Origin of the sequence: Enterobacter sp. NFIX59, assembly GCF_900113755.1 — a bacterium.
GTDB classification, from domain to species: Bacteria; Pseudomonadota; Gammaproteobacteria; order Enterobacterales; family Enterobacteriaceae; genus Enterobacter; species Enterobacter pseudoroggenkampii.
This window is the reverse complement of record NZ_FOQN01000001.1, coordinates 1,334,004-1,358,727: the sequence shown is the minus strand read 5'-3', so window position 1 is coordinate 1,358,727 and position 24,724 is coordinate 1,334,004. Positions and strand designations below refer to the sequence as shown.

Genomic DNA, 24,724 nt, shown 5'->3' with positions numbered 1-24,724 from the left:
AGGTGCCTGAGTGCAGCGAGCGCGTTGTTATCTTCTGGGAGAAACGGCAGTGGTTCTGGAGCTCGAGCCGCCGGTGACCCTTGCCACGCAAAAGCGTATCTGGCGGCTAACCCAGCGTCTGGTCGATCTGCCGGAAGTGGTTGAAGCCATTCCGGGGATGAATAACATCACAGTGGTGCTGCGTAGCCCGCATACGCTGGCGCTGGATGCCATCGAACGTTTGCAGCGCTGGTGGGAAGAGAGTGAGGCGCTGGAGCCGGAATCGCGTGCCATCGAGATCCCGGTCGTGTATGGCGGCACGGGGGGACCGGATCTCGACGTGGTGGCAGACCACTGTGGTTTAACAGCAAAGCAGGTTGTTGAGCTGCACAGCTCGGTTGACTACGTGGTCTGGTTCCTGGGGTTTCAGCCCGGATTCCCGTATCTGGGGGGATTAGCCCCTCAGCTGCATACGCCACGTCGTGCCGAACCGCGCCTGAGCGTACCGGCGGGGACGGTGGCTATCGGCGGCGAGCAGACCGGCGTTTATCCGCTGACATCGCCCGGCGGCTGGCAGCTTATTGGGCATACCGCCACACCGTTATTTGACCCGGGGCTGGAGACGCCAATACTCCTGCGTCCCGGCGATACCCTTCGCTTTATCCCGCAGAAGGAGGGGGTATGTTAACGCTTATTCGCGCCGGGCTTTATACCTCCGTACAGGATGCGGGCCGCTTTGGTATGCGCCAGTCTGGCGTGAGCTATTGTGGCGCGCTGGACAGGCCTGCGCTGGAGATTGCTAACGTGCTGGTGGGCAACCCCGGCAATACGGCCGCGCTCGAAATTACGCTCGGCCAGTGCGTCATTGAGTTTAGTCAGGAGACCTGGTTTGCCTTAACCGGCGCGGGGTGTGATGCGACGCTGGATGGCAAAGCGGTCTGGACCGGCTGGCGGCTGCGGGCGAAAGCCGGACAGCGTCTGACCTTAAAGCGTCCTTTGCACGGTGTGCGTAGCTATCTCGCGGTGGCGGGCGGCATCGACGTGCCTGAGGTGCTGGGCTCATCCAGCACCGATCAGAAAGCTGGGATCGGCGGTCATGAAGGACGTTTGCTGCGCGACGGCGACCGGCTGGCAATCAAGCCCTCGGCACGCCATTTCTCGACCGCGCAGGGCGTAAAACAGCTGCTTTGGGGAAACCAGATCCGCGCCTTACCGGGGCCGGAATATCATGAGTTTGACGAGGCTTCCAAAGAGTCCTTCTGGCGCTCGCCGTGGAAGCTCAGTCCGCAGAGTAACCGCATGGGCTACCGTCTTCAGGGGCAACCGCTGACCCGCACGACGGACCGGGAACTGCTCTCCCACGGTTTATTGCCGGGGGTCATTCAGGTGCCGGGCAACGGTCAGCCGATCGTGTTAATGAACGACGCGCAGACGACCGGCGGTTACCCGCGAATTGCCTGCATCATTGAAGCCGATCGCTACCATCTGGCGCAAATTCCCCTCGGACAGCCGATTCACTTCGTACAGTGTTCACTGGAAGAGGCGCTGAAGGCGCGGCAGGATCAGCAGCGTTATCTCGAACAGCTGGCGTGGAGGCTTGATGGTAAAGATTGATTTGAATGCCGATCTGGGCGAGGGCAGCAGCGCCGATGCGGTGCTGATGACGCTGGTCACCTCGGTCAACATCGCCTGTGGCTTTCATGCGGGCGATGCGCAAACCATGCTGGAGAGCGTGCGTAATGCCATCAAAAACGGCGTCGCGATTGGCGCTCATCCGAGCTTCCCTGACCGGGAAAACTTTGGCCGCACGGCGATGGATCTGCCGCCGGATACGGTCTACGCTCAGGTGCTCTACCAGATCGGCGCGCTGGAGGCGATGGTACGCGCTGAGAACGGTGTCATGCGCCACGTGAAGCCGCACGGCATGCTCTATAACCAGGCGGCGAAAGATCCGGCGCTGGCGGAGGCGATTGCCCGCGCGGTGCGGGACTGTAATCCGCAGCTGATTCTGGTAGGCCTTGCGGGTAGCGAGCTTATTCGTGCCGGACAGCGGCTGGGCCTGACCACCCGTCAGGAAGTGTTTGCCGACCGGGGATACCTGCCGGACGGCAGCCTGGTTCCACGTACACAGGCCGGGGCGCTGATTACCGACGAAGCTAAAGCGCTGGCGCAGACGCTGGAGATGGTGCGCGCCGGGCGGGTGACCGCCGTGGATGGCACACAGGCAAACGTTCAGGCTGATACGGTATGTTTACACGGCGACGGCGAGCATGCGCTCCAGTTCGCGCGCCGCTTGCGGGCGGCGTTCTCTGAAGAGGGCATTCTGGTCAGCGCAGAATAATCATGAAAGGACAATAACATGCCAGAAGGTCCGGAGATCCGCCGCGCGGCGGATAGCCTGGAGGCGGCGATAAAGGGCAAACCGTTGACGCATGTCTGGTTTGCTTTTCCTCAGCTAAAACCGTTTGAATCACAGCTGGTGGGGCAGACGGTGACCCATATTGAAACGCGCGGCAAAGCGTTGCTCACGCATTTTTCCCATAACCTGACGTTATATAGCCATAACCAGCTTTACGGCGTCTGGCGCGTGGTGGAGGCGGACGAGCAGCCGCAAACCACCCGCGTGCTGCGCGTCAGGCTGCAAACGGCGGATAAGGCGATCCTGCTCTATAGCGCGTCGGATATCGAAATGTTAACGCCGGAGCAGCTGCTGACGCACCCGTTTCTGCAGCGTGTCGGGCCGGACGTGCTGGACAAGCGCCTGACGGCGAGCGATGTGAAGGCCCGGCTGCTATCGCCCACATTCCGTAACCGGCAGTTTTCCGGCCTGTTCCTCGACCAGGCCTTTCTGGCCGGGCTGGGCAACTACCTGCGGGTAGAGATCCTCTGGGAAGTCGGGCTGGCGCCGCAGCACAAAGCGTCTCAGCTGAATGATGAACAGCTGGACGCGTTATCCCACGCGCTGCTGGATATTCCGCGGCTGTCGTACAACACGCGCGGCGTGGTGGATGAGAACAAGCATCACGGGGCGCTGTTCCGGTTCAAGGTGTTTCATCGGGAGGGGAAAATGTGCGAGCGATGCGGCGGGATTATCGACAAGATTATGCTCTCTTCGAGACCCTTTTACTGGTGCCCGCACTGCCAGAAATAAAAGCAAAACGGCAACGAAAGTTGCCGTTTTTAATGTTTTCTCCCTCTCCCTGTGGGAGAGGGCCGGGGTGAGGGCATCAGGCCGCACCCAACGTCGTTTAGCGCTTAATATCAGACTTAAAATCACGCTGCTCGTAGCCGGTATACAGCTGACGAGGACGGGCGATTTTCATGCCTTCGCTGTGCATTTCGTTCCAGTGCGCAATCCAGCCTACGGTACGGGCCATGGCGAAGATGACGGTGAACATGGAAGACGGAATGCCCATCGCTTTCAGAATAATGCCAGAGTAGAAATCGACGTTCGGGTAGAGTTTCTTCTCGATGAAGTACGGGTCGTTCAGCGCGATGTGTTCCAGCTCCATCGCCACTTCCAGCAGGTCATCTTTGGTACCCAGCTCTTTCAGCACTTCGTGGCAGGTCTCACGCATGACGGTGGCGCGCGGGTCGTAGTTTTTGTAAACACGGTGACCGAAGCCCATCAGGCGGAAGGAGTCATTCTTGTCTTTCGCACGACGCACGAACTCAGGAATGTGCTCAACGGTGCTGATCTCTTCCAGCATCTTCAGTGCCGCTTCGTTCGCGCCGCCGTGCGCCGGTCCCCACAGGGAGGCGATACCCGCAGCGATACAGGCGAATGGGTTCGCGCCTGAAGAGCCCGCGGTACGGACGGTAGAGGTAGAGGCGTTCTGTTCGTGGTCAGCGTGCAGGATCAGAATACGGTCCATCGCACGTTCCAGTACCGGGTTCACTTCGTACTCTTCGCACGGCGTGGAGAACATCATGCGCAGGAAGTTACCCGCGTAGGAGAGGTCGTTGCGCGGATACACAAACGGCTGGCCGATGGAGTATTTGTAGCACATCGCCGCCATGGTAGGCATTTTGGACAGCAGGCGGAACGCCGCGATATCACGGTGACGCGGGTTATTCACGTCAAGGGAGTCGTGGTAGAACGCCGCCAGCGCACCGGTAATCCCGCACATCACCGCCATAGGGTGAGAGTCACGACGGAACGCATGGAACAGACGGGTAATCTGCTCATGGATCATGGTGTGACGGGTCACGGTGGTTTTGAATTCATCGTACTGTGCCTGCGTCGGTTTTTCGCCGTTCAGCAGGATGTAGCACACTTCCAGATAGTTGGATTCGGTGGCTAACTGATCGATGGGGAAGCCGCGATGGAGCAGGATACCTTCGTCACCGTCAATGTAGGTGATTTTGGATTCGCAAGATGCGGTAGAGGTAAATCCAGGGTCAAAGGTGAACACACCTTTAGAACCCAGCGTACGGATATCAATAACATCCTGACCGAGCGTGCCTTTTAGCACATCCAGTTCAATAGCAGTGTCACCATTTAGGGTGAGCGTTGCCTTTGTATCAGCCATTTACGGTCTCCTTAGCGCCTTATGCTTAAGACTGCGCTTCACCGGATTTGCTTTCAGCTGTAAATCACCGTTACCAGATTGTTATTTGGCTTACCGCTCAGCTCACGAGGACAAACCAGGGTACAGAGCTATGGCGCCTTGCAGGTAAACGAATGAAATATCAGTGAAACAACAGCAAATCAGCGTTTTTGCAGTCCGAATTATTCAAACCTGTATATCACTAATAACTGTCCTGATAACTTCGGTCAATACCATCACACTGTTACATAACTATTTGTCAGGTGAAAGTGAGACCTCATAACTTTTGCGCATTATATGCCTTTTCTGATGACGTTTGTAACAATATTGTTTAACATTTGTCAAATCAGATGATTAAAAATTAAAAAGATGTTGTTATCGTGACCCTGATCACTGTTCCAGAGAAAACCCGACAAACTGTATGTAGGTTAATTGTAATGATTTTGTGAACGGCCTATACTGCCGCCAGGTCTCCGGAACACCCTGCAATCCCGAGCCACCCAGCGTTGTAACGTGTCGTTTTAGCATCTGGAAGCAATGTTTTGCATGACGCGCAGTTATAGAAAAGGAACGCTGCTTGACCCGCATCGCAGTCCGGAGGAAGGAAACAATAAGAACAGCATGTGGGCGTTATTCATGATAAGAAATGTGAAAAAACAAAGACCTGTCAATCTGGATCTCAAAACGATCCGGTTCCCTGTAACAGCAATAGCGTCCATTCTGCACCGTGTTTCTGGTGTGATTACGTTTGTGGCGGTCGGTATTTTGCTGTGGTTACTGGGCACCAGCCTCTCTTCCCCTGAAGGATTCCTCCAGGCCTCTGCCATCATGAACAGCTTCTTCGTGAAATTCATCATGTGGGGCATTCTGACCGCGCTGGCGTACCACGTCGTCGTGGGTGTTCGCCATATGCTGATGGACTTTGGCTATCTGGAAGAGACTTTCGAAGCCGGGAAACGCTCCGCTAACATTTCATTTGTGATTACAGTCGTGCTTTCACTTCTCGCAGGAGTTCTCGTATGGTAAGCAACGCCTCCGCATTAGGACGCAACGGCGTACATGACTTCATCCTAGTCCGTGCTACCGCCATCGTTCTCACCCTTTACATCATCTATATGATCGGTTTCTTCGCGACCAGCGGCACGCTGACGTGGGAAATCTGGAGTGGGTTCTTCGGATCCGCCTTCACCAAAGTGTTCACCCTGCTGGCTCTGTTCTCCATCCTTATTCATGCCTGGATTGGTATGTGGCAGGTGTTGACCGATTACGTTAAACCGCTGGCGATTCGCCTCCCGCTGCAGCTGGCCATTGTGGTTGCACTGGTGGTTTACGTTATTTATGGATTCGTTGTGGTGTGGGGTGTGTAATGAAACTGCCAGTCAGAGAATTTGATGCTGTTGTGATTGGTGCCGGTGGCGCAGGTATGCGTGCCGCACTGCAAATTTCCCAGAGCGGCCAGACCTGTGCGCTGCTCTCTAAAGTATTCCCGACCCGTTCCCACACCGTGTCTGCGCAGGGCGGTATCACCGTTGCGCTGGGTAACTCCCATGAAGACAACTGGGAATGGCACATGTATGACACGGTAAAAGGTTCCGACTACATCGGCGACCAGGATGCCATCGAATATATGTGTAAAACCGGCCCGGAAGCGATTCTGGAGCTGGACCATATGGGTCTGCCGTTCTCCCGTCTGGAAAATGGCACTATCTATCAGCGTCCGTTTGGCGGCCAGTCGAAAAACTTCGGCGGCGAGCAGGCGGCACGTACCGCGGCGGCGGCTGACCGTACCGGTCACGCACTGCTGCACACCCTGTATCAGCAGAACCTGAAAAACCACACCACCATCTTCTCCGAGTGGTATGCGCTGGATCTGGTGAAAAACGCCGATGGCGCAATTGTTGGTTGTACCGCGCTGTGCATCGAAACCGGTGAAGTGGTTTACTTCAAAGCCCGCGCTACCGTGCTGGCGACCGGCGGCGCAGGCCGTATCTATCAGTCCACCACTAACGCCCACATCAACACCGGTGACGGTGTCGGTATGGCTATCCGCGCGGGCGTGCCGGTGCAGGATATGGAGATGTGGCAGTTCCACCCAACCGGTATCGCCGGTGCGGGCGTTCTGGTAACAGAAGGTTGCCGCGGTGAAGGTGGTTACCTGCTGAACAAACACGGCGAGCGCTTCATGGAGCGTTATGCCCCGAATGCGAAAGACCTGGCGGGTCGTGACGTGGTGGCGCGTTCCATCATGATCGAAATCCGTGAAGGCCGCGGCTGTGATGGCCCATGGGGTCCACACGCGAAGCTGAAACTCGACCATCTGGGTAAAGAAGTGCTGGAATCCCGTCTGCCGGGCATCCTGGAACTCTCCCGCACCTTTGCACACGTCGACCCGGTGAAAGAGCCGATTCCGGTTATCCCAACCTGCCACTACATGATGGGCGGTATTCCGACCAAAGTGACCGGTCAGGCGCTGACCGTGAACGAGCAGGGCGAAGACGTGGTTATTCCTGGCCTGTTCGCGGTAGGCGAAATTGCCTGCGTATCCGTACACGGCGCAAACCGTCTGGGCGGTAACTCCCTGCTGGACCTGGTAGTGTTTGGTCGCGCAGTGGGTCTGCATCTGCAGGAGTCCATTGCCGAGCAGGGCGCGCTGCGTGATGCAACCGACGACGAAATTGATGCCTCTCTTGAGCGTCTCAACCGCTGGAACGGTAACCGTAACGGCGAAGATCCGGTGGAAATCCGTAAAGCGCTGCAGGAATGCATGCAGCACAACTTCTCGGTATTCCGTGAAGGCGATGCGATGGCCAAAGGCCTTGAGCAGCTGAAAGCTATCCGCGAGCGTCTCAAAAATGCCCGTCTGGACGACACCTCCAGCGAGTTCAACACCCAGCGCGTTGAGTGCCTGGAGCTGGATAACCTGATGGAAACCGCGTTCGCGACGGCAATGTCGGCAAACTTCCGTACCGAAAGCCGTGGCGCGCATAGCCGCTTCGACTTCCCGGAGCGTGATGACGAAAACTGGCTGTGCCATTCCCTGTATCTGCCAGAGTCGGAAACCATGACGCGTCGTAGCGTCAATATGGAACCGAAACTGCGTCCGGCGTTCCCGCCGAAGATTCGTACTTACTAATGCGGAGACAGGATAATGAAACTCGAATTCTCAGTTTATCGTTATAACCCGGATGTTGATGACGCTCCGCGCATGCAGGACTACACCCTGGAAGCGGAAGAAGGTCGCGACATGATGCTGCTGGATGCGTTAATCCAGCTGAAAGAAAAAGATCCAACGCTGTCGTTCCGCCGCTCCTGCCGTGAAGGGGTTTGTGGCTCTGACGGGGTGAACATGAACGGCAAAAATGGCCTGGCCTGCATCACGCCAATTTCAGCGCTGCAGCGTCCTGGTCAGAAAATTGTTATCCGTCCTCTGCCAGGCCTGCCGGTTGTGCGTGATTTGGTGGTAGACATGGGGCAATTCTATGCACAATATGAGAAGATTAAGCCTTACTTATTGAATAATGGGCAAAATCCACCCGCTCGCGAGCACTTACAGTCTCCTGAGCAGCGTGAAAAACTCGATGGGTTGTACGAGTGTATTCTCTGCGCATGCTGTTCAACGTCCTGCCCGTCGTTCTGGTGGAACCCGGACAAGTTTATCGGCCCGGCCGGTCTGCTGGCTGCCTATCGCTTCCTGATCGATAGCCGCGACACCGAAACCGACAGCCGTCTGGAAGGACTGAGTGACGCTTTCAGCGTATTCCGCTGCCATAGCATCATGAACTGCGTCAGTGTGTGTCCGAAGGGGCTGAACCCGACGCGCGCCATCGGCCATATTAAGTCGATGCTGCTGCAGCGCAGTGCGTAAGTAGTGAGAGGGGAGCGCTGTTCCCCTCACCCTGCCCCTCTCCCAAAGGGAGAGGGAACAGATTGCAGAAACCTTTAAAAACTGCCCTGTACTACCCTGAAGTCCAGACAGTTTCTAAAGGTTCCTTCGCGGGCCAAATGAAAAGAGCTCGCAGGTGAACCCCGGCACGTACACGCGGTGTGCGTGGTAGTTTCTACGGCGAAAGTAAGCATAAAAATGCTTAAGGGATCACGATGCAGAACGGCGCAATGAAAGCCTGGCTGGACTCTTCTTACCTCTCTGGTGCGAACCAGAGCTGGATAGAACAGCTCTATGAAGACTTCTTAACCGATCCTGACTCAGTGGACGCAAACTGGCGTTCCATGTTCCAGCAGTTGCCTGGCACAGGGGTCAAACCGGATCAATTCCATTCCAAAACACGTGATTATTTCCGTCGTCTGGCGAAGGATGCCTCACGTTACTCTTCTGCGATTTCCGACCCTGACACCAATGCGAAGCAGGTTAAAGTCCTGCAGCTTATTAACGCTTATCGCTTCCGCGGTCACCAGCATGCGAATCTCGATCCGCTGGGACTGTGGAAACAAGACCGTGTGGCCGATCTCGATCCGGCGTATCACGATCTGACCGAGGCCGATTTCCAGGAAAGCTTTAACGTAGGTTCCTTTGCCATCGGCAAAGACACGATGAAGCTGGGCGATCTGATTGACGCGCTCAAGCAAACCTACTGCGGCTCCATCGGCGCGGAATACATGCACATTACCTCTACTGAAGAGAAACGCTGGATCCAGCAGCGCATCGAATCCGTAGCGGGCCACGCGACCTTCTCGGCTGACGAGAAAAAACGCTTCCTGAACGAACTGACCGCAGCGGAAGGACTTGAGCGCTATCTGGGCGCGAAATTCCCGGGCGCAAAACGCTTCTCGCTGGAAGGCGGCGACGCGCTGGTGCCGATGCTGAAAGAGCTGATTCGTCACGCAGGCAAGAGCGGTACCCGTGAAGTGGTACTGGGTATGGCGCACCGCGGTCGTCTGAACGTACTGGTCAACGTGCTGGGTAAAAAACCACAGGACCTGTTCGACGAATTCGCGGGCAAACATAAAGAACACCTCGGCACCGGCGACGTGAAGTACCACATGGGCTTCTCGTCTGATATCGAAACCGAAGGCGGTCTGGTTCACCTGGCGCTGGCGTTTAACCCGTCACACCTGGAAATCGTCAGCCCGGTGGTTATCGGTTCCGTACGTGCGCGTCTGGATCGTCTGGACGAGCCAAGCAGCAATAAAGTGCTGCCAATCACCATCCACGGTGATGCGGCGGTAACAGGGCAGGGCGTGGTTCAGGAAACCCTGAACATGTCGAAAGCGCGTGGTTACGAAGTGGGCGGTACCGTTCGCATCGTGATCAACAACCAGGTGGGCTTCACCACCTCTAACCCGCTGGATGCGCGTTCTACCCCGTACTGTACCGACATCGGTAAGATGGTGCAGGCGCCGATCTTCCACGTTAACGCGGATGACCCGGAAGCCGTTGCTTTCGTTACCCGTCTGGCGCTGGACTTCCGTAATACCTTTAAACGCGATGTGTTCATTGACCTCTTCTGCTACCGCCGTCACGGCCACAATGAAGCGGATGAGCCAAGTGCAACCCAGCCGCTGATGTACCAGAAAATCAAAAAACACCCAACCCCGCGCAAAATCTATGCTGACAAGCTGGAGAGCGACAAAGTGGCGACGCTGGAAGATGCGACCGAAATGGTCAACCTCTACCGCGACGCGCTGGATGCGGGTGAATGCGTGGTGAAAGAGCTGCGTCCGATGAACATGCACTCCTTTACCTGGTCGCCGTACCTCAACCACGAGTGGGATGAGAGCTACCCGAACAAGGTTGAGATGAAGCGCCTGCAGGAGCTGGCTAAACGCATCAGCACCGTACCGGACGCTATCGAGATGCAGTCTCGCGTGCAGAAAATCTACGCTGACCGTCAGTCCATGGCGGCAGGCGAGAAGCTGTTCGACTGGGGCGGCGCGGAAACGCTGGCTTACGCAACGCTGGTTGACGAAGGCATTCCTGTTCGTCTGTCCGGTGAAGATGCGGGCCGTGGGACCTTCTTCCACCGTCACGCGGTTGTTCACAACCAGTCCAACGGTTCAACCTACACCCCGCTGCAGCACGTGCACAACGGTCAGGGCCAGTTCAAGGTCTGGGACTCCGTGCTGTCTGAAGAAGCGGTACTGGCCTTCGAATATGGCTACGCCACCGCTGAACCACGCACCCTGACCATCTGGGAAGCGCAGTTCGGTGACTTCGCCAACGGTGCGCAGGTGGTTATCGACCAGTTCATCTCCTCCGGCGAGCAGAAGTGGGGCCGTATGTGTGGCCTGGTAATGCTGCTGCCGCACGGTTATGAAGGACAGGGTCCGGAGCACTCCTCCGCGCGTCTGGAACGTTATCTGCAGCTCTGCGCCGAGCAGAACATGCAGGTCTGCGTGCCGTCCACCCCGGCTCAGGTGTACCACATGCTGCGTCGTCAGGCGCTGCGCGGTATGCGTCGTCCGCTGGTGGTGATGTCGCCGAAATCCCTGCTGCGTCATCCGCTGGCGGTGTCCAGCCTGGAAGAACTGGCGAACGGTACCTTCCAGCCGGCCATTGGCGAAATTGACGAGCTGGATCCGCAGGGCGTGAAGCGCGTGGTGATGTGTTCTGGTAAGGTTTATTACGACCTGCTGGAACAGCGCCGCAAGAACGATCAGAAAGATGTCGCCATCGTGCGTATCGAACAGCTTTATCCGTTCCCGCATCAGGCGATGCAGGAAGTGCTGAAACAATATGCTCACGTACATGATTTTGTCTGGTGCCAGGAAGAGCCGCTCAACCAGGGCGCATGGTACTGCAGCCAGCATCATTTCCGTGAAGTGATTCCATTTGGGTCAGCCCTGCGTTATGCAGGTCGCCCGGCCTCCGCCTCTCCGGCGGTAGGGTATATGTCCGTTCACCAGAAGCAGCAACAAGATCTGGTCAATGACGCGCTGAACGTCGATTAATTAAAGGATACAAAATGAGTAGCGTAGATATTCTTGTTCCCGACCTGCCTGAATCCGTAGCAGATGCGACCGTCGCTACCTGGCACAAAAAACCAGGCGATGCCGTTAAGCGCGATGAAGTGCTGGTAGAAATCGAAACTGACAAAGTGGTACTGGAAGTACCGGCTTCGGCGGATGGCGTTCTGGACGCGGTGCTGGAAGATGAAGGTACCACCGTCACCTCTCGTCAGATCCTGGGTCGCCTGCGTGAAGGCAACAGCGCGGGCAAAGAGTCCAGCGCGAAGTCTGAAGAGAAAGCCTCTACGCCGGCTCAGCGCCAGCAGGCTTCTCTGGAAGAACAGTCTAACGACGCCCTCAGCCCGGCGATCCGTCGCCTGCTGGCTGAACACAGCCTTGACCCGGCAGCCATCAAAGGCACCGGTGTGGGCGGTCGTCTGACCCGCGAAGACATCGACAAACACCTGGCGAAAGCGCCTGCTCAGGCAGAAGCGAAAGCCCCTGCGGCAGCACCAGCAGCTCAGCCTGCTCTGGGCGCACGCAGCGAAAAACGCGTGCCGATGACTCGCCTGCGTAAGCGCGTGGCCGAGCGTCTGCTGGAAGCGAAAAACTCCACCGCGATGCTGACCACCTTCAACGAAGTGAACATGAAGCCAATCATGGACCTGCGTAAGCAGTACGGTGACGCGTTTGAAAAACGTCACGGTATCCGTCTGGGCTTTATGTCCTTCTACGTGAAAGCGGTAGTTGAAGCGCTGAAACGCTACCCGGAAGTGAACGCGTCTATCGATGGCGATGACGTGGTTTACCACAACTATTTCGACGTCAGCATGGCGGTTTCTACCCCACGCGGCCTGGTAACGCCGGTTCTGCGTGATGTGGATACCCTGGGGATGGCTGACATCGAGAAAAACATTAAAGAGCTGGCTGTTAAAGGCCGCGACGGCAAGCTGACCGTAGACGATCTGACCGGCGGTAACTTCACCATTACCAACGGCGGCGTATTCGGCTCGCTGATGTCTACCCCGATCATTAACCCGCCGCAGAGCGCGATCCTGGGTATGCATGCCATTAAAGATCGCCCGATGGCGGTAGACGGTAAAGTTGAGATCCTGCCAATGATGTATCTGGCGCTCTCTTACGACCACCGCCTGATCGACGGCCGCGAGTCCGTGGGCTTCCTGGTAGCGATTAAAGAGCTGCTGGAAGATCCAACGCGTCTGCTGCTGGACGTCTAGTGACTATTTAGCATCACCTGCCCTGTAGGCCGGATAAGCGTAGCGCCATCCGGCACACAGACTGCGCCGGTCTACAGGTTTGAAGATAACGATTACCCTGAAGGATGGATAGAACACATGAACTTACATGAATATCAGGCCAAACAGCTGTTTGCCCGGTATGGCTTACCGGCTCCGGTGGGTTATGCCTGTACTACCCCGCGTGAAGCAGAAGAAGCTGCATCTAAAATCGGTTCCGGCCCGTGGGTAGTTAAGTGTCAGGTTCACGCTGGTGGCCGTGGTAAAGCGGGCGGTGTGAAGGTTGTTAAGAGTAAAGAAGAGATTCGTGCGTTTGCTGAACATTGGCTCGGCAAGCGTCTGGTGACCTACCAGACAGACGCGAACGGCCAGCCAGTTAACCAGATCCTGGTTGAAGCGGCGACCGACATCGCGAAAGAACTGTACCTGGGCGCGGTTGTTGACCGTAGCTCCCGTCGCGTGGTGTTCATGGCGTCTACCGAAGGCGGCGTGGAAATCGAAAAAGTGGCGGAAGAGACCCCGCACCTGATCCACAAAGTGGCTATCGATCCGCTGGCGGGCCCAATGCCTTACCAGGGTCGCGAGCTGGCGTTCAAACTGGGTCTGGAAGGTAAACTGGTTCAGCAGTTCACCAAGATCTTCATGGGTCTGGCAACCATCTTCCTGGAGCGCGATCTGGCGCTGATCGAGATTAACCCGCTGGTGATCACCACCCAGGGCGACCTGATCTGCCTCGATGGCAAGCTGGGCGCTGACGGCAACGCGCTGTTCCGCCAGCCGGATCTGCGCGAAATGCGCGATCAGTCTCAGGAAGATCCGCGTGAAGCGCAGGCTGCACAGTGGGAGCTGAACTACGTGGCGCTGGACGGCAATATCGGCTGCATGGTTAACGGTGCGGGCCTGGCAATGGGCACCATGGACATCGTTAAGCTGCACGGCGGTGAGCCAGCAAACTTCCTCGACGTGGGCGGTGGCGCAACCAAAGAGCGCGTAACCGAAGCGTTCAAGATCATTCTCTCCGACGACAACGTGAAGGCCGTTCTGGTTAACATCTTCGGCGGTATCGTCCGTTGCGACCTGATCGCCGACGGTATCATCGGTGCGGTAGAAGAAGTGGGTGTTAACGTTCCGGTTGTTGTACGTCTGGAAGGTAACAACGCTGAACTCGGCGCGAAAAAACTGGCTGACAGCGGCCTGAATATTATTGCAGCGAAAAGTCTGACGGATGCAGCTCAGCAGGTTGTTGCCGCAGTGGAGGGGAAATAATGTCAGTTTTAATTAATAAAGATACCAAGGTTATCTGCCAGGGCTTCACCGGTAGCCAGGGGACTTTCCACTCCGAACAGGCGATTGCTTACGGCACGCAGATGGTTGGCGGCGTAACGCCAGGTAAAGGCGGCACCACCCACCTGGGCCTGCCGGTGTTCAACACCGTGCGTGAAGCCGTAGAAGCGACGGGCGCAACCGCGACCGTGATCTACGTTCCGGCTCCGTTCTGCAAAGACTCTATTCTGGAAGCGATCGACGCAGGCATCAAACTGATCATCACCATCACAGAAGGCATCCCGACTCTGGATATGCTGACCGTGAAGGTGAAGCTGGACGAAGCTGGCGTGCGTATGATCGGCCCGAACTGCCCAGGCGTTATCACCCCGGGCGAATGCAAAATCGGCATCATGCCGGGCCACATTCACAAGCCGGGTAAAGTGGGCATCGTGTCCCGTTCCGGTACCCTGACCTATGAAGCGGTTAAGCAGACCACCGACTACGGTTTCGGCCAGTCCACCTGCGTGGGCATCGGCGGTGACCCGATCCCGGGCTCTAACTTCATCGACATCCTGAAGATGTTCCAGGAAGATCCACAGACCGAAGCGATCGTGATGATCGGTGAGATCGGTGGTAGCGCGGAAGAAGAAGCGGCTGCTTACATCAAAGAACACGTGACCAAGCCAGTTGTGGGTTACATCGCGGGTGTGACTGCGCCGAAAGGCAAGCGTATGGGTCACGCAGGCGCGATCATCGCCGGTGGTAAGGGTACGGCTGATGAGAAATTCGCAGCGCTGGAAGCCGCAGGCGTGAAAACCGTTCGCAGCCTGGCGGATATCGGCGAAGCACTGAAATCCATCATTAAGTAAGTCCTCTCTGCTCCCCGAAAGGGGAGCGTTGAAGTATAAAAATGTCCGTTTCGACATGGTTGGCCGCTGTAAAGCGGCCTTTTTTATTGCCTGCCGGGCGTCATGCAATAGTCACAAACAGGTGTTAATTAGAGAGGATGTAAAAGTAAAATAATTGTTATTTATTTGCCTTAAAGAGAGCAGATGGAAAAAAACGAAAAACCCACTAAAATTTATGTCCTGAATAAATCGGCATTCAGACTACTAAGTTAATAAAAATCACTTCTGTTTATATTCACCCGTCGATTCGATAACCTTAATTGTATTTTATATACATATCTTTAACATGGTCTTTACTATGTTCACCGCATCAAAACACAATTAACATAACAGATTGTTTTTGATTTAAATCAATGTTTAATGTTTGGAAAAACACACCAAAAGGCGCTAAATTGTCCGCGATCAAAATGGCCGAAAAGTGGTAATTTTGCTATAAATTGATCACCGTCGAAAAACGTAAATGTGATTCAATAAAAACCTGTTTATTGTAAGGGTTTTGCAGCGTATTATATTTGCGGGATCAATTTGAGTTTTTTATTAACGTATTTGTAACCTCACGTCATCGTTTTTATCCTCCTTCAGGGTAATAACGACGACAAGGATGCGAATAATTTGTATTGGGGCATGCGTGTGGATCTCTTTCTGACGGGGTTCACTCTCGGAGTCTTCATGCGATGAGCAAGGAGTCATGATGTTAGATATAGTCGAACTGTCGCGCTTACAGTTTGCCTTGACCGCGATGTACCACTTCCTGTTTGTGCCACTGACGCTCGGTATGGCGTTCCTGCTGGCCATCATGGAAACGGTATACGTTCTCTCCGGCAAACAGATTTATAAAGATATGACCAAGTTCTGGGGCAAGTTGTTTGGTATCAACTTCGCACTGGGCGTGGCAACCGGTCTGACTATGGAGTTCCAGTTCGGGACTAACTGGTCTTACTATTCCCACTATGTAGGGGATATCTTCGGTGCGCCGCTGGCCATTGAAGGTCTGATGGCATTCTTCCTCGAATCCACCTTTGTAGGTCTGTTCTTCTTCGGTTGGGACCGTCTGGGTAAAGTCCAGCATATGGCGGTGACCTGGCTGGTGGCATTAGGTTCGAACCTGTCCGCGCTGTGGATCCTGGTGGCGAATGGCTGGATGCAGAACCCGATCGCGTCTGATTTCAACTTCGAAACCATGCGTATGGAGATGGTCAGCTTTGCCGAGCTGGTCCTGAACCCGGTTGCGCAGGTTAAATTCGTTCACACCGTCGCTTCTGGCTATGTGTGCGGCGCAATGTTTATCCTGGGTATCAGTTCTTACTACATGCTGCGCGGTCGTGACTTCGCGTTTGCTAAGCGCTCCTTTGCTATCGCGGCAAGCTTCGGTATGGCTGCAATCCTCTCTGTTATCGTTCTGGGTGATGAATCCGGTTACGAAATGGGTGACGTGCAGAAAACCAAACTGGCCGCTATCGAAGCCGAATGGGAAACCCAACCGGCGCCTGCGGCCTTTACGCTGTTCGGTATTCCGGATCAGGACGCGCAGCAAAACCACTTCGCGATTCAGATCCCTTACGCGTTGGGTATCATCGCCACCCGTTCTGTTGATAAGCAGGTGACGGGGCTGAAAGAGCTGATGGTTCAGCACGAAGAGCGTATCCGTAACGGTATGAAAGCCTACTCGCTGCTGGAACAGCTGCGTGCCGGTTCTACCGACCAGGCCGTTCGCGACCAGTTCAATAACGTGAAGAAAGATCTGGGTTACGGTCTGCTGCTGAAGCGCTATACCCCGAACGTGTCTGATGCGACAGAAGCACAGATCCAGATGGCAACCAAAGACTCGATTCCACGCGTTGCGCCTCTGTACTTCGCATTCCGTATCATGGTGGGCTGCGGCATCATCATGCTGCTGATCATTGCAGCGTCCTTCTGGTCCGTGATTCGCAACCGCATCGGCGAGAAAAAATGGCTGCTGCGCACTGCGCTGTACGGTATTCCACTGCCGTGGATCGCAATCGAATCCGGCTGGTTTGTCGCGGAGTATGGCCGTCAGCCATGGGCGATTGGTGAGGTACTGCCAACGGCGGTAGCGAACTCCTCCCTGACAGCGGGCGACCTGATCTTCTCCATGCTGCTGATTTGTGGTCTGTACACCCTGTTCCTGGTGGCTGAACTGTTCCTGATGTTCAAGTTCGCGCGCCTTGGCCCAAGCAGCCTGAAAACCGGTCGCTATCACTACGAGCAGTCCACTGCGACTACTCAGCCGGCACGCTAAGACAGGAGTCATCAAATGATCGATTATGAAGTATTGCGTTTTATCTGGTGGCTGTTGATCGGCGTTCTGCTGATCGGTTTCGCCGTCACGGATGGTTTCGACATGGGGGTGGGGATGCTCACCCGTTTCCTCGGTCGTAATGACACCGAGCGTCGAATCATGATCAACTCCATCGCCCCTCACTGGGACGGTAACCAGGTGTGGCTGATCACCGCAGGCGGCGCGCTGTTCGCTGCCTGGCCGATGGTCTACGCGGCTGCGTTCTCCGGCTTCTACGTGGCGATGATTCTGGTGCTGGCTTCTTTATTCTTCCGTCCGGTCGGTTTCGACTACCGTTCCAAGATTGAAGACACCCGCTGGCGCAACATGTGGGACTGGGGCATCTTCATCGGTAGCTTCGTTCCACCGCTGGTCATCGGCGTGGCGTTCGGTAACCTGTTGCAGGGCGTGCCGTTCCACCTGGACGAGTACATGCGTCTCTACTACACCGGTAACTTCTTCCAGCTGCTGAATCCGTTTGGTCTGCTGGCCGGCGTAGTGAGCGTGGCGATGATCATCACTCAGGGCGCAACCTACCTGCAGATGCGTACGGTTGGTGAACTGCACCTGCGTTCTCGCGCGACGGCTCAGGTCGCTGCGCTGGTCACGCTGGTCTGCTTCGCACTGGCTGGTGTGTGGGTGGTGTACGGCATTGATGGCTACGTGGTGACTTCTGCGATTAACCATACTGCGCCGTCTAATCCGCTGACCAAAGAAGTGGCGCGTCAGGCAGGTGCATGGCTGGTGAACTTTAACAATACCCCTGCGCTGTGGGCTATTCCGGCTCTGGGCGTATTGCTGCCGCTGCTGACCGTATTGACGTCTCGTCTGGAGAAAGGCGCGCTGGCGTTCGTGTTCTCATCACTGACCCTGGCGTGCATCATCCTGACATCGGGTATTGCGATGTTCCCATTCGTCATGCCATCCAGCACCATGCTGAATGCTAGCCTGACCATGTGGGATGCAACGTCCAGCCATATGACGCTGAACCTGATGACATATGTTGCTTGCGTGTTCGTTCCGATTGTTCTGGCCTACACCATCTGGTGTTACTGGAAAATGTTCGGTCGCATCACGAAAGAACATATCGAAAGCAACACCCACTCTATGTACTAAGTAAGGAGCTGAATATGTGGTATTTCGCATGGATTTTAGGGACGCTTCTTGCCTGTGCATTTGGTGTCATCACTGCCCTGGCGCTTGAGCACGTAGAAGCGACCAAAGCGGGTGAAGAAAAACACTGATGAATATTATCGCGAAACTTTACGCGGTAATGGACAAGCGCCCGTTACGGGCGCTTTCTTTAGTGATGGCATTACTGCTGGCAGGTTGTATCTTCTGGGACCCTTCGCGCTTTGCAGCGAAAACCAGCGAGCTTGAAATCTGGCACGGCTTCCTCATTATGTGGGCGGTGTGTGCAGGTGTGATCCACGGCGTGGGCTTTCGTCCGAAAGCCGTTCACTGGCAGGGAATTTTTTGCCCGCTGATTGCCGATCTGGTGCTTCTCGCCGGTTTGATTTTCTTCTTCTTCTGAATAAGAAATGTCCGTTAACGTTATGGGCTTACCCGAGCCCATAAAAATTTACTCTCCGTTTACTTTCCCCCATTCCCAACCCTCTTTCCCGCGCGTATAGTAGCGAAGTTTAAAAGCATTAACTTTTGTTGCATTACCGGGATGTAAAGTGAATACAACGCTGTTTCGATGGCCGGTTCGTGTCTATTACGAAGATACCGATGCCGGTGGTGTGGTTTACCACGCCAGCTACGTTGCTTTTTATGAACGGGCACGCACAGAGATGCTGCGCCATCATCACTTTAGTCAACAGGTACTGTTGGCTGAGCGAGTTGCCTTCGTGGTTCGCAAGATGACGCTTGAGTATTTTGCGCCTGCCAGACTCGACGATATGCTCGAAGTCCAAACTGAAATTACATCAATGCGCGGGACCTCACTGGTTTTCACGCAGCGGATAGTCAACGCAGAGAATACCGTACTGAACTCAGCTGAAGTACTGATTGTTTGTGTTGATCCAACCATAATGAAGCCTCGTGCGCTTCCTAAGTCTATTGTCGCGGAGTTTAAGCAGTGACTGACATGAATATCCTTGATTTGTTCCTGAAGGCAAGCCTTCTGGTTAAACTTATCATGTTGATTTTGATTGGTTTTTCAATCGCATCCTGGGCCATCATCATCCAGAGAACGCGTATTCTCAATGCCGCTGGCCGTGAAGCTGAAGCGTTTGAAGATAAGTTCTGGTCGGGTATTGAGCTTTCTCGTCTGTATCAGGAAAGCCAGGGACGCCGTGAAAACCTTACAGGCTCCGAGCAAATTTTTTATAGCGGTTTCAAAGAGTTTGCCCGTCTGCATCGTGCAAACAATCATGCGCCGGAAGCGGTGGTGGAAGGTGCCTCGCGTGCGATGCGCATCTCTATGAACCGCGAGCTGGAAAACCTTGAAACGCACATTCCATTCCTCGGCACTGTCGGTTCCATCAGCCCGTATATCGGCCTGTTTGGTACCGTGTGGGGGATCATGCACGCCTTTATCGCGCTGGGCGCGGTGAAGCAGGCGACGTTGCAGATGGTTGCACCGGGTATCGCTGAAGCACTGATTGCGACCGCTATCGGTCTGTTTGCGGCAATTCCGGCGGTTATGGCTTACAACCGTCTGAACCAGCGTGTGAACAAACTGGAACTGAACTACGACAACTTTATGGAAGAGTTCACTGCGATTCTGCACCGTCAGGCGTTTACCAGCACCGAGAGCAACAAGGGGTAAACCATGGCCAGATCGCGTGGACGAGGTCGTCGCGAGCTCAAGTCCGAAATCAATATCGTTCCACTGCTGGACGTCCTGTTGGTACTGCTGCTGATCTTCATGGCGACAGCGCCAATCATTACCCAGAGCGTGGAAGTGGATCTGCCGGATGCGACAGAATCACAGGCGGTGAGCACCAATGACGATCCTCCGGTTATCATTGAGGTTTCCGGCGTAGGGCAATACAGCGTCGTGGTAGAGAAAGATCGTATGGATCAGCTGCCGCCTGAGCAGGTGATTGCTGAAGCGCAGCGTCGCCTGGAGTCAAATCCGAAAACGGTCTTCTTAATCGGTGGCGCGAAAGACGTACCCTACGATGAAATTATTAAAGCGCTGAACTTGCTACATAGTGCGGGTGTTAAGTCAGTTGGCTTAATGACCCAACCTATTTGATCATCCGCGTAGTTTTTGGGAACCGATAGTGTCAAAGGCAACCGAACAGAACGACAAGCTTAAGCGAGCGATAATCGTCTCCGCAGTGCTGCACGTTATTCTCTTTGCAGCGCTGATCTGGAGTTCGTTCGACGAGCATATTGATGCATCAGCCGGCGGAGGTGGAGGCTCTTCCATTGACGCCGTGATGGTGGATCCCGGTGCGGTAGTACAGAACTATAATCGCGAACAACAGCAGAAGGCGAGTGCCAAACGGGCTGAAGAGCAGCGTGAAAAACAGTCGCAACAGCAGGCGGAAGAGCTGCGTGAAAAGCAGGCCGCAGAGCAGGAACGTCTGAAGCAGCTTGAGAAAGAACGTTTGCAGGCGCAGGAAGCCGCAAAAGAGCAGGCGGAACAGCAGAAACAAGCCGAAGAGGCCGCGAAGAAAGCACAGGAACAGCAAAAGCAGGCGGAAGAGGCGGCAGCAAAAGCCGCAGCGGACGCGAAAGCACAGGCTGATGCCCAGGCAAAATTAGCGGCAGAAGCGGCGAAGAAAGCCGCTGCTGATGCTCAGAAGAAAGCTGAAGCAGAAGCCGCGAAGAAAGCTGCTGCAGATGCTCAGAAGAAAGCTGAAGCGGAAGCCGCGAAGAAAGCGGCTGCTGATGCTCAGAAGAAAGCCGAAGCGGAAGCCGCGAAGAAAGCCGCTGCTGATGCTCAGAAGAAAGCTGAAGCGGAAGCCGCGAAGAAAGCCGCTCAGGACGCAGAGAAGAAAGCTGCTGCCGAGGCCGCTAAGAAAGCGGCTGCTGCTGAGAAAGCGGCAGCAGAAAAAGCAGCTGCCGCGGAAAAAGCCGCTGCTGATAAAAAAGCTGCAGCTGAGAAGGCCGCTGCCGATAAGAAAGCCGCTGCTGAAAAAGCGGCTGCTAAAAAGGCTGCCGCCGCTGAAAAAGCTGCTGCTGCCGCAGGGGTTGACGATCTGCTGGGCGATTTGAGCTCCGGTAAGAATGCACCGAAAACGGGCGGTGGGGCGAAAGGAAACAACGCAGCGCCGACCGGAAGTGGTAACACTAAGAGTAACGGTGCGACCGGGGCTGAAATCAACGGTTATGCCGCGCAGATTAAATCCGCTATTGAAAGCCGATTCTATGATGCGTCTTCCTATACCGGTAAAACGTGTACGTTGCGTATAAAACTGGCTCCGGACGGCATGCTGCTGGATATCAAGTCGGAAGGTGGCGACCCGGCTTTATGTACTGCGGCCCTGGCTGCAGCGCGTCAGGCGAAGATGCCGAAACCGCCGTCTCAGGCAGTTTACGAAGTCTTCAAAAATGCGCCGCTGGACTTCAAACCTTAAGTTACATTTTCCCCGTGCAAACGGGGAAAAATAGACCAGGTTTAGTCACAGGGTTCGGGTAGTTTTGTCTATTTGAGTTTGTTAACATTCTGCTAAATTATCGTGGGTAAGGTTACCCGGATAAGGGAGATATGATGAAGCAGGCATTACGTGTAGCATTTGGTTTTTTAATGCTGTGGGCAGCAGTACTGCACGCAGAAGTACGTATCGAGATCACCCAGGGGGTGGACTCGGCACGCCCAATCGGTGTTGTTCCGTTCCAGTGGGCCGGTCCTGGCGCTGCACCTGAAGATGCCGGTGGCATCGTGGCGGCTGACCTGCGTAACAGCGGTAAATTCAACCCGTTAGATCGTTCTCGTCTGCCTCAGCAGCCGGGTAGCGCGCAGGAAGTACAGCCTGCAGCATGGTCTGCACTGGGTATTGATGCCGTGGTTGTGGGTCAGGTTACGCCTAACCCGGACGGCTCTTACAACGTGGCCTGGCAGCTGGTGGATACCGGCGGTGCACCGGGTACCGTTCTGGCTCAGAACTCTTACAAGGTCACTAAGCAGTACCTGCGCTACGCGGCTCACGCTGCCAGCGATGCGGTATTCGAAAAACTGACCGGCATTAAAGGTGCGTTCCGTACCCGTATTGCTTATGTGGTCCAGACCAACGGTGGTCAGTTCCCATATGAGCTGCGCGTATCTGACTACGACGGCTACAACCAGTTCCTGGTGAAACGTTCTTCACAGCCGCTGATGTCTCCAGCCTGGTCTCCGGACGGTTCTAAACTGGCCTATGTCACCTTCGAAAGTGGCCGTTCAGCACTGGTTATCCAGACGCTGGCAAACGGTACTGTTCGTCAGGTAGCATCTTTCCCACGTCACAACGGTGCGCCTTCGTTCTCTCCGGACGGTTCTAAACTGGCGTTTGCGCTGTCAAAAACTGGTAGCCTGAACCTGTACGTGATGGACATTGGCTCTGGCCAGATCCGTCAGGTGACCGACGGTCGCAGCAACAACACCGAACCTTCATGGTTCCCGGACAGTCAAAACCTGGCGTTTACCTCTGATCAGGCTGGCCGTCCACAAATCTACAAAGTCAACATCAACGGCGGTGCTCCGCAGCGTATTACCTGGGAAGGTTCGCAGAACCAGAACTCAGACGTGAGCAGCGACGGTAAATTTATGGTAATGGTGAGCTCCAACGGTGGGCAGCAGCACATTGCCAAACAAGATCTGGTAGCGGGTGGCGTTCAAGTTCTGTCGTCAACGTTCCTGGATGAAACGCCAAGTCTGGCACCTAACGGCACGATGGTAATCTACAGCTCTTCTCAGGGGATGGGATCTGTGCTGAATCTGGTTTCTACAGATGGGCGTTTCAAAGCGCGTATTCCGGCAACTGATGGACAGGTAAAATCTCCTGCCTGGTCGCCGTATCTGTAAATAATAATTAATTGATTACTAAAGGAATCATAGAAATGCAACTGAACAAAGTGCTGAAGGGGCTGATGATCGCTCTGCCTGTAATGGCAATCGCAGCGTGTTCTTCTAACAAGAACGCAAGCAATGACCAGAGCGGCGAAGGCATGATGGGTGCCGGCACCGGTATGGACGCGAACGGCAATGGCAACATGTCTTCTGAAGAGCAAGCGCGTCTTCAGATGCAGCAGCTGCAGCAGAACAACATCGTTTACTTCGATCTGGATAAATACGACATCCGTTCTGACTTCGCTGCGATGCTGGATGCGCACGCTAACTTCCTGCGTAGCAACCCATCTTACAAAGTCACCGTAGAAGGTCACGCGGACGAACGTGGTACTCCAGAGTACAACATCTCCCTGGGTGAACGTCGTGCTAACGCTGTTAAAATGTACCTGCAGGGTAAAGGCGTTTCTGCTGACCAGATCTCCATCGTTTCTTACGGTAAAGAAAAACCTGCAGTACTGGGTCACGACGAAGCGGCTTACTCCAAAAACCGTCGTGCCGTACTGGTTTACTAAGAGAATTGCATGAGCAGTAACTTCAGACATCATCTGTTGAGTCTGTCGTTACTGGTTGGAATAGCGGCCCCCTGGGCCGCTTTTGCTCAGGCACCAATCAGTAGTGTCGGCTCAGGCTCGGTAGAAGACCGGGTCACTCAACTCGAGCGTATTTCTAACGCTCACAGCCAGCTTTTAACCCAACTCCAGCAACAGCTCTCCGATAACCAGAATGATATTGACGCTCTCCGTGGGCAGATTCAGGAAAGCCAGTATCAGCTTAACCAGGTTGTGGAACGTCAGAAGCAGATTTTGCTGCAGATGGATAGCCTGAGCAGCGGTAGTGCAGCACAAGCACAGCCAGCCGCGGGCGATCAGAGCGGTGCAGCGACATCAGCTCCGGCTGCGGATGCTTCTGCTTCAACAGGTGCGCCTGTACAGAGCGGTGACGCGAATACGGACTACAACGCGGCCATTGCCCTGGTGCAGGATCAATCTCGTCAGGATGACGCGCTTGCTGCGTTTCAGAACTTTGTTAAGAAATACCCCGATTCCACTTATCAGCCAAATGCGAATTACTGGCTCGGTCAGCTGAATTACAACAAGGGTAAAAAGGACGATGCGGCGTTTTATTTTGCCTCCGTGGTAAAAAACTACCCGAAATCGCCAAAAGCGCCTGATGCGATGTACAAAGTGGGCGTCATCATGCAGGACAAAGGCGACACTGCGAAAGCCAAAGCGGTTTATCAGCAGGTGGTCTCTAAATTCCCGGGTACCGAAGGTGCTAAGCAGGCGCAAAAACGTCTGAATTCGATGGGATGATTACCGCATGACCAGAAATCGCGTTATTTCTGGTCGTGCAGCATGATTCGTAAGCAGTTAAGTGATCTTCATCGAAATTTTTGTTGCGCAGAATTCTTAAATCAGTAATATATGCCGCCGTTGCCACGGGATATCAAACAACGTGAAAACAGCGTAAAAGTGGGTCGTTAGCTCAGTTGGTAGAGCAGTTGACTTTTAATCAATTGGTCGCAGGTTCGAATCCTGCACGACCCACCACTT

At 54.8% G+C, this 24,724-nt stretch carries 24 protein-coding genes and 1 tRNA gene; 24 read left to right on the top strand and 1 reads right to left on the bottom strand.

Features of this window, described 5'->3' with window-relative positions; all coding sequences use genetic code 11:
* Nucleotides 1–10 precede the first annotated feature (10 nt).
* From pxpB to nei, 4 genes are read left to right on the top strand one after another with little or no spacing between them, the layout of a single operon-like run.
* A complete protein-coding gene (gene pxpB / locus BM007_RS06640) occupies nucleotides 11–667 on the top strand; it encodes a 5-oxoprolinase subunit PxpB (RefSeq protein ID WP_032649521.1) in 657 nt (218 codons plus the stop codon).
* Nucleotides 661–1,593, top strand: a complete 933-nt coding sequence (gene pxpC, locus BM007_RS06635) for a 5-oxoprolinase subunit PxpC (RefSeq protein ID WP_024908804.1) — start codon at nucleotides 661–663, stop codon at nucleotides 1,591–1,593. Before pxpB ends, pxpC begins: the two co-directional genes overlap by 7 nt.
* Entirely contained in the window at nucleotides 1,580–2,320 is a 741-nt protein-coding gene (pxpA, locus tag BM007_RS06630; protein ID WP_048990039.1) for a 5-oxoprolinase subunit PxpA, read from the top strand. Before pxpC ends, pxpA begins: the two co-directional genes overlap by 14 nt.
* Before the next feature lie 18 nt (nucleotides 2,321–2,338).
* Nucleotides 2,339–3,130 carry an endonuclease VIII gene (gene nei / locus BM007_RS06625; protein ID WP_090417770.1) on the top strand — a complete coding sequence of 264 codons (792 nt, stop codon included), beginning with the start codon at nucleotides 2,339–2,341 and terminating at the stop codon, nucleotides 3,128–3,130.
* 97 nt (nucleotides 3,131–3,227) lie between these two features.
* On the opposite strand, the gene BM007_RS06620 is transcribed toward nei, so the two are convergent.
* The gene (locus tag BM007_RS06620) at nucleotides 3,228–4,511 is read right to left on the bottom strand and encodes a citrate synthase (RefSeq protein ID WP_023334930.1); all 1,284 of its coding nucleotides are present in this window, start codon (nucleotides 4,509–4,511) and stop codon (nucleotides 3,228–3,230) included.
* 639 nt (nucleotides 4,512–5,150) lie between these two features.
* Here BM007_RS06620 and sdhC point away from each other — a divergent pair.
* From sdhC to BM007_RS06515, 20 genes are all read left to right on the top strand, one after another.
* Nucleotides 5,151–5,555 carry a succinate dehydrogenase cytochrome b556 subunit gene (gene sdhC, locus BM007_RS06610; RefSeq protein WP_020684965.1) on the top strand — a complete coding sequence of 135 codons (405 nt, stop codon included), beginning with the start codon at nucleotides 5,151–5,153 and terminating at the stop codon, nucleotides 5,553–5,555.
* Nucleotides 5,549–5,896, top strand: coding sequence for a succinate dehydrogenase membrane anchor subunit (gene sdhD, locus BM007_RS06605; protein WP_008501088.1), 348 nt, complete (start codon nucleotides 5,549–5,551; stop codon nucleotides 5,894–5,896). Before sdhC ends, sdhD begins: the two co-directional genes overlap by 7 nt.
* Complete coding sequence (sdhA, locus tag BM007_RS06600; protein ID WP_024908800.1) at nucleotides 5,896–7,662, top strand: succinate dehydrogenase flavoprotein subunit; 1,767 nt, start codon at nucleotides 5,896–5,898, stop codon at nucleotides 7,660–7,662. Before sdhD ends, sdhA begins: the two co-directional genes overlap by 1 nt.
* A 15-nt stretch (nucleotides 7,663–7,677) precedes the next feature.
* Nucleotides 7,678–8,394, top strand: a complete 717-nt coding sequence (gene sdhB, locus BM007_RS06595; protein ID WP_008501090.1) for a succinate dehydrogenase iron-sulfur subunit SdhB — start codon at nucleotides 7,678–7,680, stop codon at nucleotides 8,392–8,394.
* Nucleotides 8,395–8,627: 233 nt separating this feature from the next.
* On the top strand, nucleotides 8,628–11,435 hold the full coding sequence (gene sucA / locus BM007_RS06590; RefSeq protein ID WP_032649515.1) for a 2-oxoglutarate dehydrogenase E1 component: 2,808 nt from the start codon (nucleotides 8,628–8,630) through the stop codon (nucleotides 11,433–11,435).
* A gap of 14 nt (nucleotides 11,436–11,449) precedes the next feature.
* Nucleotides 11,450–12,670, top strand: coding sequence for a 2-oxoglutarate dehydrogenase complex dihydrolipoyllysine-residue succinyltransferase (gene odhB, locus BM007_RS06585; RefSeq protein WP_008501093.1), 1,221 nt, complete (start codon nucleotides 11,450–11,452; stop codon nucleotides 12,668–12,670).
* Between the two features lie 117 nt (nucleotides 12,671–12,787).
* Complete coding sequence (gene sucC / locus BM007_RS06580) at nucleotides 12,788–13,954, top strand: ADP-forming succinate--CoA ligase subunit beta (protein ID WP_006809579.1); 1,167 nt, start codon at nucleotides 12,788–12,790, stop codon at nucleotides 13,952–13,954.
* Nucleotides 13,954–14,823, top strand: coding sequence for a succinate--CoA ligase subunit alpha (gene sucD, locus BM007_RS06575; protein ID WP_014169173.1), 870 nt, complete (start codon nucleotides 13,954–13,956; stop codon nucleotides 14,821–14,823). The genes sucC and sucD overlap by 1 nt, the downstream gene beginning before the upstream one ends.
* Nucleotides 14,824–15,553: 730 nt before the next feature.
* The gene (gene cydA / locus BM007_RS06570; RefSeq protein ID WP_048990050.1) at nucleotides 15,554–17,122 is read left to right on the top strand and encodes a cytochrome ubiquinol oxidase subunit I; all 1,569 of its coding nucleotides are present in this window, start codon (nucleotides 15,554–15,556) and stop codon (nucleotides 17,120–17,122) included.
* A 15-nt stretch (nucleotides 17,123–17,137) separates the two neighbouring features.
* The gene (gene cydB / locus BM007_RS06565; RefSeq protein ID WP_023334940.1) at nucleotides 17,138–18,277 is read left to right on the top strand and encodes a cytochrome d ubiquinol oxidase subunit II; all 1,140 of its coding nucleotides are present in this window, start codon (nucleotides 17,138–17,140) and stop codon (nucleotides 18,275–18,277) included.
* A 14-nt stretch (nucleotides 18,278–18,291) separates the two neighbouring features.
* Nucleotides 18,292–18,405 (top strand): cytochrome bd-I oxidase subunit CydX, encoded by a 114-nt coding sequence (cydX, locus tag BM007_RS06560; RefSeq protein WP_003858598.1) that lies wholly within the window; start codon nucleotides 18,292–18,294, stop codon nucleotides 18,403–18,405.
* On the top strand, nucleotides 18,405–18,695 hold the full coding sequence (gene ybgE, locus BM007_RS06555; RefSeq protein ID WP_008501100.1) for a cyd operon protein YbgE: 291 nt from the start codon (nucleotides 18,405–18,407) through the stop codon (nucleotides 18,693–18,695). Before cydX ends, ybgE begins: the two co-directional genes overlap by 1 nt.
* Before the next feature lie 148 nt (nucleotides 18,696–18,843).
* Nucleotides 18,844–19,248 (top strand): tol-pal system-associated acyl-CoA thioesterase, encoded by a 405-nt coding sequence (ybgC, locus tag BM007_RS06550; protein ID WP_003858593.1) that lies wholly within the window; start codon nucleotides 18,844–18,846, stop codon nucleotides 19,246–19,248.
* The gene (tolQ, locus tag BM007_RS06545) at nucleotides 19,245–19,937 is read left to right on the top strand and encodes a Tol-Pal system protein TolQ (RefSeq protein ID WP_008501101.1); all 693 of its coding nucleotides are present in this window, start codon (nucleotides 19,245–19,247) and stop codon (nucleotides 19,935–19,937) included. Before ybgC ends, tolQ begins: the two co-directional genes overlap by 4 nt.
* Nucleotides 19,938–19,940: 3 nt before the next feature.
* On the top strand, nucleotides 19,941–20,369 hold the full coding sequence (gene tolR / locus BM007_RS06540) for a colicin uptake protein TolR (RefSeq protein WP_003858589.1): 429 nt from the start codon (nucleotides 19,941–19,943) through the stop codon (nucleotides 20,367–20,369).
* A 28-nt stretch (nucleotides 20,370–20,397) separates the two neighbouring features.
* Nucleotides 20,398–21,699 carry a cell envelope integrity protein TolA gene (tolA, locus tag BM007_RS06535; RefSeq protein ID WP_048990051.1) on the top strand — a complete coding sequence of 434 codons (1,302 nt, stop codon included), beginning with the start codon at nucleotides 20,398–20,400 and terminating at the stop codon, nucleotides 21,697–21,699.
* A gap of 134 nt (nucleotides 21,700–21,833) precedes the next feature.
* Nucleotides 21,834–23,126: a Tol-Pal system beta propeller repeat protein TolB gene (gene tolB, locus BM007_RS06530; protein WP_090417767.1), complete on the top strand. Its 1,293-nt coding sequence runs from the start codon at nucleotides 21,834–21,836 to the stop codon at nucleotides 23,124–23,126.
* A gap of 35 nt (nucleotides 23,127–23,161) precedes the next feature.
* Entirely contained in the window at nucleotides 23,162–23,683 is a 522-nt protein-coding gene (gene pal, locus BM007_RS06525; RefSeq protein WP_003858578.1) for a peptidoglycan-associated lipoprotein Pal, read from the top strand.
* A gap of 9 nt (nucleotides 23,684–23,692) precedes the next feature.
* A complete protein-coding gene (cpoB, locus tag BM007_RS06520; protein ID WP_024908792.1) occupies nucleotides 23,693–24,484 on the top strand; it encodes a cell division protein CpoB in 792 nt (263 codons plus the stop codon).
* Between the two features lie 161 nt (nucleotides 24,485–24,645).
* Nucleotides 24,646–24,721, top strand: a tRNA-Lys gene (locus BM007_RS06515).
* Nucleotides 24,722–24,724 lie beyond the last annotated feature (3 nt).

Coding starts and splice junctions, on each gene's coding strand:
- pxpC (WP_024908804.1), top strand. CDS start 661: ATGTTAACGCTTATTCGCGCCGGGCTTTATACCTCCGTACAGGATGCG.
- pxpA (WP_048990039.1), top strand. CDS start 1,580: ATGGTAAAGATTGATTTGAATGCCGATCTGGGCGAGGGCAGCAGCGCC.
- nei (WP_090417770.1), top strand. CDS start 2,339: ATGCCAGAAGGTCCGGAGATCCGCCGCGCGGCGGATAGCCTGGAGGCG.
- BM007_RS06620 (WP_023334930.1), bottom strand. CDS start 4,511: ATGGCTGATACAAAGGCAACGCTCACCCTAAATGGTGACACTGCTATT.
- sdhC (WP_020684965.1), top strand. CDS start 5,151: ATGTGGGCGTTATTCATGATAAGAAATGTGAAAAAACAAAGACCTGTC.
- sdhD (WP_008501088.1), top strand. CDS start 5,549: ATGGTAAGCAACGCCTCCGCATTAGGACGCAACGGCGTACATGACTTC.
- sdhA (WP_024908800.1), top strand. CDS start 5,896: ATGAAACTGCCAGTCAGAGAATTTGATGCTGTTGTGATTGGTGCCGGT.
- sdhB (WP_008501090.1), top strand. CDS start 7,678: ATGAAACTCGAATTCTCAGTTTATCGTTATAACCCGGATGTTGATGAC.
- sucA (WP_032649515.1), top strand. CDS start 8,628: ATGCAGAACGGCGCAATGAAAGCCTGGCTGGACTCTTCTTACCTCTCT.
- odhB (WP_008501093.1), top strand. CDS start 11,450: ATGAGTAGCGTAGATATTCTTGTTCCCGACCTGCCTGAATCCGTAGCA.
- sucC (WP_006809579.1), top strand. CDS start 12,788: ATGAACTTACATGAATATCAGGCCAAACAGCTGTTTGCCCGGTATGGC.
- sucD (WP_014169173.1), top strand. CDS start 13,954: ATGTCAGTTTTAATTAATAAAGATACCAAGGTTATCTGCCAGGGCTTC.
- cydA (WP_048990050.1), top strand. CDS start 15,554: ATGTTAGATATAGTCGAACTGTCGCGCTTACAGTTTGCCTTGACCGCG.
- cydB (WP_023334940.1), top strand. CDS start 17,138: ATGATCGATTATGAAGTATTGCGTTTTATCTGGTGGCTGTTGATCGGC.
- cydX (WP_003858598.1), top strand. CDS start 18,292: ATGTGGTATTTCGCATGGATTTTAGGGACGCTTCTTGCCTGTGCATTT.
- ybgE (WP_008501100.1), top strand. CDS start 18,405: ATGAATATTATCGCGAAACTTTACGCGGTAATGGACAAGCGCCCGTTA.
- tolR (WP_003858589.1), top strand. CDS start 19,941: ATGGCCAGATCGCGTGGACGAGGTCGTCGCGAGCTCAAGTCCGAAATC.
- tolB (WP_090417767.1), top strand. CDS start 21,834: ATGAAGCAGGCATTACGTGTAGCATTTGGTTTTTTAATGCTGTGGGCA.
- pal (WP_003858578.1), top strand. CDS start 23,162: ATGCAACTGAACAAAGTGCTGAAGGGGCTGATGATCGCTCTGCCTGTA.
- cpoB (WP_024908792.1), top strand. CDS start 23,693: ATGAGCAGTAACTTCAGACATCATCTGTTGAGTCTGTCGTTACTGGTT.